Raw genomic sequence first — 13525 nt, 5'->3', positions numbered from 1 at the left:
CCCCGCCAGCGGTTTTCGCGGTGTTTTCAGATCATCGGAAATCGAACGACGGCGGGATGGCGACGATCGCGGCAGCCGCCCACACGCCGTACACGGGCAGGTAGTCGGTCTGCCAGCGCTCGAGAGCGGCGAAGGTCTTCGTGCCGCGTACGAACCCGAAACCGAGATGACCCGACCAGGTGAGGTTCACCAGCAGCACCACGTTCAGTCCGAGCGCGACCACCTTGTTCGGAGTGGACCCGAATTCGGCGATCCGGGTGAGCATCGCGGCCAGCATCACGACGTCGACGACCAACGCCGTGACCACCAGGAGCAGTTGCAGGCGGTCGAAGAAGCCGGGTGGGGTCAGCGGATCGCGCGCGGAGATCGTGTAGAGGAGCAGGCCCAGGACCAGCACGAGGATCAGGTCCATCAGGATGAGTAGATCGCGGTCGATCGAGGTCAGGCTGTGGGTGCTCGCGAGGGCGCCGAGCAGTGCGAACAGCATGACGATGGTGAGCGGGGTGAAGACCCTCGTGAGCACCGGCGCGATGTTCTCCACGACGTTCTGTTTGGCCTCGACCAGCCAGGCGGCGACGATCACCGCGCCCGCGATGCCGAAGGGCAGCACCCAGTCCTCGATCACCGGCTCGATATCGAAGTCGAGGGTCCCGAACGCGCCGACCGTCAGTCCGATCAGGACGCCGCCGCCGAGCGCGAGCAATGTCAGGTAGACGAACCATTCCCCGGTGAACCGGATGAAATCCATCCGCCGCCGTTCGGATCGCCAGTCACCGCCCGCGTAGGCGAGGCCGACCGCCAGCCACAGCAGGATCGGCGCGTGGATGGCGGCGATGATCTCGGTCGCCCCTTCGGGCTCGAACGGGTAGAGGTTCAGGACCAGCGCGGTGAGTGCGAACGGCACGAGCAGCACGGCGGCCACCCGTGCGGAAACCTGGCGCTTCCACGCGAAATACCCGGCGAGGAAAGGTAATACGAGCAGGCTGAGGTTGCGGCCCAGTACGGGGCCGTCCAGCCAGGTGAAGCCGGCCTTCACCGTGAGCGCCGCTCCTACGGCGAGGGCGAGAACCACCATCAGCTCTCGATTGCCCGCATCACCCTCGGAGTCCTCCGGCACCAGAACGAGCTGCTTCCACAGTCTTTCGGAATGCTCGAGCGCGAATTCGCGCGAGATCGCGTCCATGCTGCCCATCCGTTTCACCGCGACGAGAAAGGCCTCGTCGCCGGACAGGCCACCGGCTTGCAAGGTGGAGATCTGTTCGCGCAGATGGTCTTCCATCTCGTCGACATCAGCCACCGAAATCGCACGGTGGCGCTGGACGTACCCGCGCCACTGATCGATATGGGCTTGCAACTCGGTCTCCATCATGCCCATCCCTTCTCGACCGGTCCGGTGGCGCCGCGCCAGACCTGGTCGAGTGCCTCGGCGACCACGCTCCACTGGGCTTGTCGTTCGGCGAGCGCGGCTCGGCCGGAATCGGTGATCAAGTAGTGCTTGCGCCGACGTCCGCCCTCGGACACCCGCCATGTCGACGACACGTGCCCGAGCCGTTCCAATCGGTGCAGCAGCGGATACAGCATCCCGTCGGTCCATTGCATCCGCCCGCGTGAGAGCTGGTTGACCTGCTCGAGGATGGCGTAGCCGTACGACTCGCCCTCGGCCAGAATCCCGAGCACCAGCGGCGTCGCCGAGGCCGCCACCAGGTCTTTGTCTATCCGCATCGCACTCCTATACCTAGAAGATCTATGTCATAACCTAGCAGATCTAGGTATATAGGTGTGAATGTCGCACCCTAGGGTGAGGATTTCGTTGAACCGCCTAACGACCGTGTGGAGGGCCCCGATGAAGTCTGCATATACGCGCTTCAGCGCGTAGGGGACACAGAATCGAGGAACCATGAAGAACGCAGTTCGGATGGGTGCGCTGATCGCCGTCGCCGCGGCATTGGTCGCAGGCTGCACTGATGAGAGTGGTTCAGGGGCAACCACTTCCACTTCCCGCGCGACGGCCGCCTCGTCGACGACGCGCGCGCCCGCGCCGGGCACCCAGGCGCCAGGTGCGACCGCGCCGGAGGAGACGGCCGCACCCCGGCCCGGCGCCACCACCGAGCCGGAGCCCGAAACACCGCCGGTCACACAAGCTCCCACGCTGATCCCGGCACCCGACACCACCTCTCCCGCTCCCGCTGACGACATCAGTGGACCGGGTCGCTGCCTGGACCCGGCCTCGACCGGAGTGCAGAACGCCCTCGCGAGCCTCGAGGGAAGCTGGGTCGCCGGACAGGCATCCACTGATCAACCGGGTAGCTGTGGTCAGCTGCTGTATGTGCGCGCCATCGGCGGCAATTCCGCGGGTGCGCCGATCCACATCCTGTTCTTCCGCAATGGAAAGTACCTGGGCACAGGCACTTCCGAGCCCTATGCCTTCACCACCGTCGTCGGGTCGAGCAACAACGCGGTCACCGTCGACTACCGCTGGCTCGCCGGTGACGAACCCTTCGCCGCACCCCAGGGCGGCCCCGCGACGATCACCTATTCGTGGAACGGTTCGAAGGTGGTGATGGGCGGCACGCTGCCGACCGAAGTCACCCAGCCGCACCGCTGATCTCGGATGCCTGCGCGCCGGGCAGCTGGGGTTCAGTTGTGCGGGTGTAGCACCAGCACGGTGATCTCGCTGGGTGCGAAGACCCTAAGCTGTGGACCCCAGAAGCCGGTGCCGCGGCTGGTGTAGAGCTGGGTGTTGTTCGCGTGTCTGCTCAGGCCCGCGACCACCGGCTGGTCGAGCCGGACGAGGTAGTGGAACGGCCAGATCTGGCCGCCGTGGGTGTGGCCCGAGATTTGTAGCGCGACGCCCGCCGCGGCGCTGTCGGCGATCTGTTTGGGCTGGTGGGCCAGCAGAACGACCGGCAGCGAGGGGTCGGCGCCCGCGAGCGCGGCGGGCAGATCGGGGCCGTGACCTGGCAGGCCGACGCCGGTCGGGTCGTCGATGCCTGCGATGACGAGCCGGTCGCCGTCGCGGGTGAGCACGCTGTGCTGGTTGTGCAGCGGCTGCCAGCCGAGCGAGGCCATGTAGTCGATCCAGCCCTGGGCGTCGCCGAAGTACTCGTGGTTGCCGGTGATGTAGAACCGGCCCAGCGGCGCCTCGACCTTGCCGAGCGGATCGACCTGCGCCTGGCGTTTCGCGACCGAACCGTCGGCGAGATCACCGGCGTGACAAGCGATATCCGGTCGCTGGGCGTTGACCACCTCGACCACGCGCTCCGACCAGCGCCGCCGATTCAGCGCCGCGTAGTGGGTGTCGGTGACGACCACGACGCGCAACCCGTCGAGCCCCTGCGCCAGCCCCCGGATCGCGACATCGACCGTGCGCACCCGCGGCACCCGACGCGCCTCGTATACACCCCAGCCGACCAGCACCGCCGAGGTGACCAGTACCCCCGCCGCCACGATGCGCGCACTGTCGACCCCACCGACGGCCAGCGCGCCACGTACGAACAAACCGATCACCGACCAGGAGAAGACCACCCACAGGACCCCGAGCAGGGTGTCGCCGACGATCACGGCCGGATCGGACTGTGCGGGCCCGTGCCCGAGGAACATCGTGAGCGGTAGGGACACGAGCGCGGCCACGCAGACGGCCGTACTGATCCAGAACAGCGCACCGCTGCCACCGGTCGGCGACGAGACCAATGTCCACCAGGGCACCCCGAACAGCAAGGCGAGGACCAGCGACAACATCATCAGGCGTACGGCGATCTTCACAGCGGTCCGTTCTCGGCAGGGGCGGCCGGGCACGGCCACGAGTCGACTTCCCAGGGTAGCCCTCCGGCCGGGCACCCCCTTCACCGAGAATCCGCAGCTCCGGGCAGGTGTACGAAGCGGGCTGCCCCACTTCACAATTCGAGGTTCCCCGGGGATCGAGGGCGCGCTATGCTGCCCGGCAGGGCCCCGCGCGCAGGTTTCGCACCGCCGTGGGTCGAGTGGGGAAGCGGCGTGGCCGCACAACGGGAAGGTCAGTACACCGATCATGCGTGGGGTAAACAAGCTTTTTCGGGGGGTCATGGCAGGCGCCGTCGTGGCGGTGCTGCCGTTCGGCGCGTCGGTCGCGCCCGCGGCCGCCGATGCCGACCCGTCCGCGATCGACTTCCGGGTGGAGACGTCGATGGGGGAGATCAACACCAGGATCATCCGCGCGGCCGACGGCAACACCGATCGGGTGGTCTACCTGCTCGACGGCGAACGTGCCGAGGACGACCTGAACGGCTGGGAGAAGCACACCACCATCCCGGCGCAGATCGCGAAGTTCAACATCAATGTCGTGATGCCGGTCGGTGGGCAGTCCAGCTTCTACGCCGACTGGGAGCAGCCGAGCAACTTCTTCGGCGCCAACCCCGACGGGTCGCTGCTGCCGAGCGCGGACTCCGGTTCGGCGATCGGCGGCTGGGAGGACACCCAGGGCAAAACCAACACCTACCAGTGGGAAACCTTCATCACCAAGACCCTGCCGGAGGCCATGAAGTCCAGGCTCGGGTTCAGCACGACCCGCAACGGTGTGGTCGGCCTGTCCAGTGGTGGTAGCGCGGCCCTGTTGATGGCGGCCTACTACCCGGAGCAGTTCACCTACGCGGGCTCGCTGTCGGGCTACCTGCACATGTCGATGCCCGGCATGCGCGAGGCCCTCGGCGGAGCGATGATCGCCAGCGGTGGATACAACATCGAGGCGATGGCGCCCGCGGGCAGCGAGAAGTGGAAGCGGATGGACCCGTACGGGTTCGTCGAGAAGCTGATCGCCAACAACACCCGCCTCTACATCTCCGCGGGCAGCGCCAAGCCCGCCGACCAGGACCTGTCCTCGATCGACGCGATCACCCAGGGCATGCCATTGGAAGCGATCGCCTTGGCCAACACCCGGTCGTTCGAAAAGCGTGTGACCGCACTGGGTTACGAGAATGTCAGCTACGACTTCCCGGACATCGGCATCCACAACTGGGGCACCTGGGAACAGGTCGCCATCCGCCTGATGCCGGACATGGCACGCAATATCGGCAAGCCGTTGCCCGCGGGCGCTACACCGCCCCCCGGTGGCGCACCGCCCGCCGGCGGCCCTCCGGCCGGTGGTCCGCCAGCTGGTGGCGAGCCGCCGAAGTAGCCTCTGACACCAATGAAACCGCCGCTACCAAATTGTAGGTAGCGGCGGTTTTCGCTTCCTCGGAGCTCGGTCAGTCAGTGCCGGATTCGATGCGGTGCTGCTCCACCACGACGTCGTAGCGCGTCCGCTGGTCGGCCGTCATGTGTTCTTCGGCGATGGTGCTGATGCTCCAGGGGATCGGGCAGGGAGGCGTGTGATCCGGGTCCGGGCACAGCAGCCGTTCGATCTGCTCGGCGATCGTGCGCGCATCGGCCTCGGACGCGACAACACCCACGCTGATCTCCCACAGCTTCTTCTCGTCTGCCATCTGTCGGATCTCCTTGCGATAGCGGTCAGTTCGTTCTGATCGGGCTCTCGTTCACCCAGCCCCATGTGGTGGTCGAATGGTGGCCGATCTCGGCGGGTGGTGCGGCGACGGTGCGGGTGAGGCGTTGGAGTTCGCCCCAATCGCGGGTCCAGTCGTCGGCCAGGTAGGCGGGGATGGTGCGTGACTGCATGAGCATGCCGGTCCAGCCGAGGGGGCCGCCGCCGGTGTCGCCCTGCCAGGTCTCGGAGACCTGGGCGTTGAGTTTGTCGGGTTGGATCCGCCAGATCGGCATCTCCGCGACGCCGCTGTGGTGGTCGAACGGGCGCTGGCACGGGAAGGCTAGTCCCACATGCCAATCCGCGAGAACTGGGTCGGTGCTGCCGACCACGGTGTTCAGGCTCGACAGTTTCGGCAGGCGCGGTGGGGTGACCGCGAGCCACTGCATGGGGTCGGGCTCGGCTGGGTCGACGACCAGTCGAAGGGCGTTGGTGCCTGTGGGAATTCGGTCCAAGTCGACCGGGATGTTGCGCCAGCCCGGAGCGCCGCCGACCGATGCCGGGGTCGAATCGCCCAGGGCGGTGATAGTTCCGTCATCGTCACGTCGCGCGAACTCCACCCGCAACCGCTGACCCGGCATGCGCGAACCGTCGGGCGCGGTCGACTCGATTCGTCCGGCCACTGTCAGAATCAGGACTCGGTACGCCGGGTTCTGCTGTGTGGCAGCGAGATCCATGCGATACCACTGTGTGGTCAGCTGTGTCCGCTGGGGCTCGCCAGTCGAATAGCTGCCGAGTACTGGCGTCCGTTCCGGGGCGAGCCCGAACGGCAATGCCACCGTGCTTTCGTTCACACCGGCCGCTGCGGGGCCGGACGCTCCAGGTGCTCCCGGTGGTCCCGCGTTCGGACCGCTCGGTGGTGCCCCAGTGGAACCACCTGGTGCGGAGCCGGTGCCACCAGGAGTAGCGCTCCCGGTTGGTGCCGTGCCGCCTGGCCCTCCACCACCAGGGCCTCCAGGTGCGCCTCCACCAGGGCCGGAGCCTCCGGGTGCACCACCACCGGGGCCGGGTCCGCCGGGGCCAGGTCCTGAACCTGACGGAGGGGCCGAGGATTGGCCGGGTCCGGGATCGGGGGCGAGGCTGCCGACGCCGTTCGGGGTGAAGCCGGTGTTCTCGGCGGCCAGCCCGTCGGCGACGGTGCCGCTGTAGGGGGTGAGCAAGGAGTCCGCGGTATTGGTCTCGACGAGAACGTCATCGGCCATCGCGCACTGGTCACCCGTCAGCGCGCGCAGATTCGACAGTCCGACCGAGTACGCCGGGTACTGCGAAACAGCTGCCACGGCAAGCGATCCCACCTCGAACAGGACCATGGCCGCTGCGGCGACGGTCAGCGGCGCGACAGCCGGGAATTTGCGATCAGGTCGGCCGCGGCGACCGACATAGCCACCGGACTTCAGCTGTCCGCCGCCGGCGCGTTCGAGTACGTGACTCGTGTCGGAACCGGCTGGATCTGCGGCATCGTTGTCGGATCCGTCATCGCCGGTGCCGCCGTCGTCAGCGCTCGGGTCTCGGAGGTCATCGGCACCGTTGCCCACCGCCGGGGATTCGATGCCTGCGCGGTAGTACTGGAACAGCGCCGCGAGGAGGGTTGCGGCCGTCGCGACGAGGAAGAGTGTCGAGACCTCGATGCCGCCGACCGTGGGAGCGCGGTCGGGCCAGGGGACTCCGTAGCCGGAGACGTACCACCAGCCGTTGGAGCCGGTAAAGCTCACGGCGAGCAGGAACAGCACCGCGGCGGCGAACAGGGTTCGCAGATAGTTCTGGCCGAGGCGGACCAGAGCCACCGCCGTGATCGCGGCGAGCGCGGCCGCCAGGCCCGCGTAGACGCCGAAGTGATGGGTCCACTTGGTGGGGGTGAACATCATCAGCAGCAGGGCCATGAAGACGACGGCGAGGATTCGGGTGACCGGGCCGCGGGCGGTCGCGGGGATACGGCCCCTGCGCAGAGTCGCGACGATGCCGACGGCCAGGCACAGGAGCATGGCGAGGACGGCGAAGCGACGGGCCAGGGAACCGTCGGGGTTGACCGACAGCAGGGAATCCCAGCGGGTGCGTTCCTCGAACCAGGACATGTCGGGACCGACGAGCTGGCGGACGCGGGTGGCTTCGAGGACGGTCGAGATGGTTTGGTCGGCGAAGACGACGACCAGCACGAGAGTGCCCGCGGCGAGGATCGGGGCCACGAGCGCGGCGTACCGGAGGAAGACGGCACCTCGACTGGCGCCCGAATCCGGTGTGGCGCGCATGAAGATCGTCCGGAGCACCGGTCGCGAACCGGCCAATAGTGCAGCCACGCAGATCAATCCGGTGGGACCGGCCGCGAGGGAGAACGCGGCGATCAGCACCGCGACGGCGGCGGGCAGCAGGCGGCGGGTGGCGATCGCCCGTTCCATCGAACACCAGGTGAGCAGCGCGCCTACCGCGATCAGGGGTTCGGGTCGCAGGCCGTTGTTGTAGGGCAGCCAGACCGACAGGAACACCAGGGCCGCTGTCCAGCGTGCTACCCGGCTCGCGTTCACGCCGGAACCCAGGCGCGGCAACACTTCCCGGCTGAGGATCAGCCAGCACACGACCCCGGCGAGCAAGGCGGGCAAACGCATCCACAGCCCGGTCTCGCTGACCCGGGTCATGTGGGCGAGTACCTCGTAGGGCCACCCGAACGGTGCCTCGGCGACCTGGAACCACCGGTAGTAGTTGGCGGTATAGCCCGCTTCCTTCGACGCGCGCGCCATCGTGAGGATGTAGCCGTCGTCAGAGCTGTTGGCGCCGATCACATGCCACACGACCAACGTGCCCGCGACCACCGCGTCGAGACCGGTGAACCGCCACCAGCGCGCGGGCAGGGTGCGGCGCGTACGGCGGCCATCACGAGTGTCGCTGCGGTGCAGGCAGATCAACGCGAGCAGCGCACACAACACCGCCCCGATGATCGCGGCCATCTTCCAGCCGGTCGGACTGGACGAGAACCGCGCATCGATCTCGGCATGCAGCCGCGCGTCTCCCATCCGTCCGCGATCCAATTCGGTGAAGACCCCGACCACTTGTGGGCGCACATCAGCGTCGACGGTCGTCCTCATCGGCGACCCGTCGGCCTGGGCCATGCCGGTGAGTTCGGCGGTCGTGCTCGTCGCCGTGGACACCACCGTCAGTGCACCGCATCGAGCATCCTGTGCACTCGCGGGAACGGCTGCTCCCGGCGCGCCGGGCCCGCCATTCGCACCGGTCGGTGGCTTCGCGGTCGACGGTGGTGCGCTGCTCGGCCCGTTCGGCGGAACCGCGCCCGAAGGAGGAGCGCTACCGGGATCGCGCGGCCCTGGCGGCTGGCCGCTACCTAGGGCCCCCGGGGCTGGCAGTGGTTGCCCGGCGCCCGGTGCGCCCGTGGCGGGCGCGCCCGGTGGTGACTCGTCACCGCTGGGCGCGGGGTTCCCAGTAGGAAGACGGCCTCCATCAGCGGCAGCGCCGTTGGGTGAGGTGCTGCCCCGCGGTGGTGCCGGGACACTGCCGGGGGACGGCGCGCCGCTGGGGGGAGTGCTGTCGGGAGATTGTGCGCCAGCGGGGACAGGCGGCCGGTTCGCGTCGGTAGGCGGGGGTTGTGTGCCGTTGCGATCGTCGGCGACCGAGCCCTCTTTCGCGGGAGTATTCCCCGCGATATCCGCGATCGGCGCGCTCAACAGCAGCTTGTCGCGCAGCACCACCGACAACGTGCGCCCGGCTCCCGGCCGGTCCTCGATCCGCGCGACCAAGCCCTTCGAACCGGCTCGCGGCGCCTGGGCGGGAACCGTGGACAGCACGGTCCCGCCGGTCATGTCGCGCAATGCCGTGCACGGAATGCTCACCTCGAGCGACAGCGGCACATAGTCCACGAGCGGCGCGCTCAGTTGCATCGACTGCGGCTGCGGCCAATCCAGGCTCGCGTGCTGCTGCTGAACCGGCAGTAGCGGAGTCGCCACCGCCAGCACCACACCCAGCGCCCCCGCCGCGATCCCGTTTTTCTGTACTCGGCCGAAGCCGGAAGAATCTCCACCCACAAACGACGATGCTAGCCCCGGGGGCGGCGCAGTTCGGTGACGGCGATCCGCGCCGCCTCGCCGATCGCGGCGTCGACCACCGGGAGCGTCGGGTCGGCGCGGGCGGCGCGGGTGAAGACCGCTACCGCTACCGGTGTCTCGCCGGGGAACTCGATGACGGCGACTTCGTTGCGGATCACCCCGATGGTGCCGGTCTTCCCCGCGACCAGGACTCCGCGATGGGGGAACCCGGCGGCGATGCGGTGTGGCCAGATCTGCTTGCCCATCACGGTGCGCGCGAATTCCGTACTGGCCGTGGACAATATGTCGCCCGACCACAGCTTCCACAGGAAACGCGTCATCTCCTCGGGTGTGGTCGCGCTGGCGTAGGAGGGGTCGTAGGCGGAGACCGTCCACGCCTCGTCGTTGTCGGCCAGTGCCGCGAAAGCCTCTGCCGTGCTGTGGGTATCGGTGTCGCGGACCAGGCTGCGGTGCTGGTCGGCCGTACCGCCGACGATGCGGGTGTCCGTCAGGTCGAGTTCTCGCAGGAGCTCGCCCACCGCGGCGAGGCCGACCTCGCCGAGCAATACGTCGGCGGCGGCGTTGTCGGACACCGTCATCATCGAGGTCGCCAGATCGCGGCGGCTCAGTGTCACCGGATCATGCAGTGCCGCAAGGCCGGTGGGTCCTGGCGTGCAGTCGGCGGGATCGATGGTGAGTAGCCCGGCGGGGTCGATCAGCCCGTGATCGACCTGTCGCAGGAACGCGGCCAACAGCAGCAGTTTGTAGACCGACGCGATCACCACACGGTCGCCCCCACCGACCGAGACCTCGCCGGGGGAGCCGTCGCAGCGCCGGGCGTGCAACCAACCGGCACAGCCCGCATCGGCGAACACGGCGCGAATCCTGGCGGTCGCCGATTCCGCGACGTCCGGCAGGCTGGAACCGCTCTCCACGTGAGCATTCCGGCTCGCCTCGGGCAGACCGATCTCGAACCTGCTCACCGCAGTCGTTCCCGGTAGAGCACCCGATCCAACGCCTCGGCATGGGCGTCGGCGTCGGCCCGGCGGATAATCCTGACTCGTACGGCAATCGACTGCGGCGCCAACGTGAGCCAGGCCACCCCCGGCGTCGGTGTCGGCGGTGTGGCGGTGACGCCGAAACTGGTGCCCGCGGCGACGGCGGCCAGCACCGCGCGATCGTCGGGCGCGGCGAGCGGCGCCGCGTCCAGCCCGCGTTCCCGCAGCAGATCCATGATGCTGTCGAAGGCGGGCGGGTTCGCGGCGCGGGGCGGATAGGCGAAGTTCAGCCCGGCGAGCATCGGGAAGGTCGGCCGCTCGGCTGTGGTGGTGCGGTGATCGAGGGGCACCACCAACCACCGTGGCAACTTCACCACCGGTCCGGCTTCGACACCGTCGACCAGCGCCGGATGTTCGATCACCGCCACATCGCACATACCCGCCCGCACCTCGCCGACGAGATCGACGGTCGTGCCCAGCGTCGTCGCCACGCTGCCGCCCGCCGCGCGCAGACCGGTGACGCACGCGGTGACCAGCCGGTCGGGCAGCGCGCTGGTCGCCGCGAACCGCACCGTCCCGCTGAGCTGGGCGATCCGCTGTGATTCGGCGAGCAACCGGTCGGCGTCGTCGACGAGCAGCCGGGCCCTCGGCAGCAGGTGCCTACCCGCGGTGGTGAGCAGCGCACCCTGGGTGGTGCGGCGGATGAGCTCGACGTCGAGATGCTGTTCGAGGCGGCGCAACCCCTGGGACAGGGGAGGTTGGGTCATGTCGAGCGCCGCTGCCGCCCGCCCGAAGTGGCCCTCGTCCGCGACGGAGACGAAGAACCGGAGGTGGCGGATCAGATCCATATCGGCCATTGAACCAGCGCTCTTGCCGCGACTTGGTCGATCTGCGGTGACCAGCTGGTGAGTATCGGTCTTCCCGGCGGCCTTACCGCCGTCCACCTGCGATGATATCGGGTGCGACTCGTCCAGCCCGCTGTCCGATATTGGCTTCGAGGCCGTCGGCGATGATTGCGTGCACCGGTGACTTCCTCCACACTGACTCCCCGCCTCCGCACCCGGATCGCCGCCGTCGCGCTGGCGATCTCGGCCGTGACGTTCACCGCCTGCTCGAGCAACGACGCCGAACCCGCCGCGAGTACGTCGGCCACGGTGCCCGCCGCCGCGACATTCGTCGATATGGAGGCGAAATACGGTGCCCGGCTGGGTCTCTCGGTGGTCGACACCGGAAGCGGAGCGACCGTCGGCTACCGGGAAGGTGAGCGCTTCCCGATGGCCTCGACCTTCAAGGGTCTGGCATGCGGCGCTCTCCTGCACGCGCATCCGCTGGCCACCGGCTATTTCGACCAGGTCATCCGCTACACCCCCGCCGACATCGTCGTGAACTCGCCGGAGACGGAGAAGCACATCGACACCGGCATGACTGTCACCGCGCTCTGCGACGCGGCGATCACCCAGTCCGACAACACCGCGGGCAACATGCTGCTCCGATTGCTCGGCGGCCCAGAGGGATTCACCGCCTTCCTGCGCACCCTCGGCGACACCGTGTCCCGTCTCGATCGCTGGGAGCCCGAGCTCAACACCGCGATCCCCGGCGACGAACGCGACACCACCACCGCGGCCGCGCTGGTGGCGAACTACCGCGCCCTAGTCGTCGGCACCGCCCTCCCTGAACCCGAACGCGACCGACTTGCCACGTGGCTGAAGGCGAGCAAGACCGGCGCCAAACGCATCAAGGCCGGTCTGCCCACGGACTGGATCGTCGGCGACAAAACCGGCAGCCCCGCCTACGGCTCCGCCCTCGACGTAGCGATCGCCTGGCCCCCCAACCGGGACCCGCTCGTCCTCGCCGTTCTCACCACCAAACCGGATCAGAACGCCGAACCCTCCAACGACCTCGTCGCGGAGGCGACGAAAGCCGCTGTATCCCAGCTCAACTGACCCGCCAGCCCGATGTCACCGACCGCGCGCACCGCTGCGGATCATCACCGGCTCCCACGAACAATGCTGTGAGCAGGGGAATTCCGTGACCGAGCGCGGCCGGTGGCAGCGGCCCGGTCGCGACCAGGCCCGCCAGCCCGTGTCCGATGGTCCAACTCTGCGTCGCCAGATCGAGCGGATCGATGTCGGCGTCGAACCGTCCGATCGATCTGGCCGAGTCGGCCGCCCGCACCAGGCGGTCGAGGGTGGTGTCGGGGGCTTCAGCGTCCTCCAGCGCGAATGCCGCGTCGAACATCACCCGGTAGAGATCGGGATTGGCCATGGCATTGGCGAGGTAGGCGCTGCCCAGCGCGGCCAGATCGCGCACCGGATCCTCGGTGACCGGCACCTGCGCCAGCCGCGCCGCCAGCCGGGTGAACCCCTCCTGCCTGACCGCGCGCCACAGGCCGTCCATCCCGTCGAAGTAGGTGTAGACGGCCATTGTCGACACCGCGGTACCCGCGACGAGGCCGCGCAGTGTCACCGGCTGTCGTTCACGCAACAGCTGTGCCGCCCGGTCGATCAGCATCGACCGCACCGCGGGATTCTTCGTCCTAGCCATGGCCTCAGATTACATATCAATGTTATGTTATTGGCATGACGGTGGAATTGGTGAATCCGGACGGGCTGCCGAAGCCCGAGGTGTATCGGCAACTCTCGATCGCGACCGGGTCGCGGCTGGTCTTCCTGGCGGGGCAGGTCGCTCGGGACGGTGCGGGGAATCCGGTCGGCGCCGGGGACTTCGCGGCGCAGGTGGAGCAGGCCTATCTCAATATCGGTACCGCGCTGGCGGCGATCGGTGGCTCGTTCGACGATGTCGCGAAGCTGACGATCTATGTCGTCGACTGGAGTGCGGAGAAGTATCCGCTGCTCGGTGAAGGTGTCGCCAGAGCGGCGGCGAAGCTCGGTGTGGATCCGGTCAAGCCGATCACGTTGATCGGGGTGGCAGCGCTCGGTGAGCCGGATCTGCTCGTCGAGGTGGAAGCCACGGCCGTGCTCGACTGA

The 13525-nt window shown here is 68.2% G+C and carries 11 protein-coding genes and 3 pseudogenes; 4 read left to right on the top strand and 10 right to left on the bottom strand.

Annotated features, from left to right (window positions below; translation table 11 throughout):
- Positions 1 to 31 precede the first annotated feature (31 nt).
- A complete protein-coding gene (locus QX204_RS24295; protein ID WP_301902564.1) occupies positions 32 to 1375 on the bottom strand; it encodes a permease prefix domain 1-containing protein in 1344 nt (447 codons plus the stop codon).
- Entirely contained in the window at positions 1366 to 1722 is a 357-nt protein-coding gene (locus QX204_RS24290; protein WP_301902562.1) for a PadR family transcriptional regulator, read from the bottom strand. Before QX204_RS24290 ends, QX204_RS24295 begins: the two co-directional genes overlap by 10 nt.
- 175 nt (positions 1723 to 1897) lie before the next feature.
- Here QX204_RS24290 and QX204_RS24285 point away from each other — a divergent pair, with 175 nt between their 5' ends.
- Positions 1898 to 2605 carry an LppP/LprE family lipoprotein gene (locus QX204_RS24285; protein ID WP_301902560.1) on the top strand — a complete coding sequence of 236 codons (708 nt, stop codon included), beginning with the start codon at positions 1898 to 1900 and terminating at the stop codon, positions 2603 to 2605.
- 32 nt (positions 2606 to 2637) lie between these two features.
- On the opposite strand, the gene QX204_RS24280 is transcribed toward QX204_RS24285, so the two are convergent.
- The gene (locus QX204_RS24280; RefSeq protein WP_301908095.1) at positions 2638 to 3741 is read right to left on the bottom strand and encodes a metallophosphoesterase; all 1104 of its coding nucleotides are present in this window, start codon (positions 3739 to 3741) and stop codon (positions 2638 to 2640) included.
- A gap of 319 nt (positions 3742 to 4060) precedes the next feature.
- Here QX204_RS24280 and QX204_RS24275 point away from each other — a divergent pair, with 319 nt between their 5' ends.
- Positions 4061 to 5149: an alpha/beta hydrolase gene (locus tag QX204_RS24275; RefSeq protein WP_301902558.1), complete on the top strand. Its 1089-nt coding sequence runs from the start codon at positions 4061 to 4063 to the stop codon at positions 5147 to 5149.
- Between the two features lie 70 nt (positions 5150 to 5219).
- On the opposite strand, the gene QX204_RS24270 is transcribed toward QX204_RS24275, so the two are convergent.
- The 6 genes and pseudogenes from QX204_RS24270 to QX204_RS24245 all read right to left on the bottom strand — a co-directional run bounded on the left by QX204_RS24270 (position 5220) and on the right by QX204_RS24245 (position 11395).
- The gene (locus tag QX204_RS24270) at positions 5220 to 5456 is read right to left on the bottom strand and encodes a hypothetical protein (RefSeq protein ID WP_301902556.1); all 237 of its coding nucleotides are present in this window, start codon (positions 5454 to 5456) and stop codon (positions 5220 to 5222) included.
- Between the two features lie 25 nt (positions 5457 to 5481).
- Positions 5482 to 6792 (bottom strand): annotated as a pseudogene (locus QX204_RS24265) (arabinosyltransferase C-terminal domain-containing protein); the annotation flags it as partial.
- 276 nt (positions 6793 to 7068) lie between these two features.
- Positions 7069 to 8703: pseudogene (locus QX204_RS24260) on the bottom strand (arabinosyltransferase domain-containing protein); the annotation flags it as partial.
- Positions 8704 to 9162: 459 nt separating this feature from the next.
- Positions 9163 to 9396, bottom strand: a pseudogene (locus QX204_RS34475) (indolylacetylinositol arabinosyltransferase); the annotation flags it as partial.
- A gap of 155 nt (positions 9397 to 9551) precedes the next feature.
- Entirely contained in the window at positions 9552 to 10457 is a 906-nt protein-coding gene (locus QX204_RS24250; RefSeq protein ID WP_301908093.1) for a serine hydrolase, read from the bottom strand.
- 62 nt (positions 10458 to 10519) lie between these two features.
- Positions 10520 to 11395: a LysR family transcriptional regulator gene (locus QX204_RS24245; RefSeq protein WP_301902554.1), complete on the bottom strand. Its 876-nt coding sequence runs from the start codon at positions 11393 to 11395 to the stop codon at positions 10520 to 10522.
- Between the two features lie 183 nt (positions 11396 to 11578).
- Here QX204_RS24245 and bla point away from each other — a divergent pair, with 183 nt between their 5' ends.
- Positions 11579 to 12481, top strand: a complete 903-nt coding sequence (gene bla / locus QX204_RS24240) for a class A beta-lactamase (RefSeq protein ID WP_301908092.1) — start codon at positions 11579 to 11581, stop codon at positions 12479 to 12481.
- Here bla and QX204_RS24235 read toward each other — a convergent pair.
- Entirely contained in the window at positions 12474 to 13082 is a 609-nt protein-coding gene (locus QX204_RS24235; RefSeq protein ID WP_301902552.1) for a TetR/AcrR family transcriptional regulator, read from the bottom strand. The two genes, bla and QX204_RS24235, sit on opposite strands and share 8 nt — an antisense overlap.
- Before the next feature lie 35 nt (positions 13083 to 13117).
- On the opposite strand from QX204_RS24235, the gene QX204_RS24230 reads away from it, so the two are divergent.
- Positions 13118 to 13525 carry a RidA family protein gene (locus QX204_RS24230; RefSeq protein ID WP_056812467.1) on the top strand — a complete coding sequence of 136 codons (408 nt, stop codon included), beginning with the start codon at positions 13118 to 13120 and terminating at the stop codon, positions 13523 to 13525.

It is taken from the genome of Nocardia sp. PE-7 (genome assembly GCF_030486425.1).
GTDB lineage: Bacteria > Actinomycetota > Actinomycetes > Mycobacteriales > Mycobacteriaceae > Nocardia > Nocardia salmonicida_A.
The sequence above is the reverse complement of the archived record's forward strand: the minus strand, read 5'-3'. Positions and strand labels throughout refer to the sequence as shown.

Bases quoted from the DNA above. Each gene is read 5' to 3' on its own strand.
- QX204_RS24280 (WP_301908095.1), bottom strand. From the start codon at position 3,741: ATGATGTTGTCGCTGGTCCTCGCCTTGCTGTTCGGGGTGCCCTGGTGG.
- QX204_RS24295 (WP_301902564.1), bottom strand. From the start codon at position 1,375: ATGGGCATGATGGAGACCGAGTTGCAAGCCCATATCGATCAGTGGCGC.
- QX204_RS24270 (WP_301902556.1), bottom strand. From the start codon at position 5,456: ATGGCAGACGAGAAGAAGCTGTGGGAGATCAGCGTGGGTGTTGTCGCG.
- QX204_RS24235 (WP_301902552.1), bottom strand. From the start codon at position 13,082: ATGGCTAGGACGAAGAATCCCGCGGTGCGGTCGATGCTGATCGACCGG.
- QX204_RS24230 (WP_056812467.1), top strand. From the start codon at position 13,118: ATGACGGTGGAATTGGTGAATCCGGACGGGCTGCCGAAGCCCGAGGTG.
- QX204_RS24275 (WP_301902558.1), top strand. From the start codon at position 4,061: ATGGCAGGCGCCGTCGTGGCGGTGCTGCCGTTCGGCGCGTCGGTCGCG.
- QX204_RS24290 (WP_301902562.1), bottom strand. From the start codon at position 1,722: ATGCGGATAGACAAAGACCTGGTGGCGGCCTCGGCGACGCCGCTGGTG.
- QX204_RS24245 (WP_301902554.1), bottom strand. From the start codon at position 11,395: ATGGCCGATATGGATCTGATCCGCCACCTCCGGTTCTTCGTCTCCGTC.
- QX204_RS24285 (WP_301902560.1), top strand. From the start codon at position 1,898: ATGAAGAACGCAGTTCGGATGGGTGCGCTGATCGCCGTCGCCGCGGCA.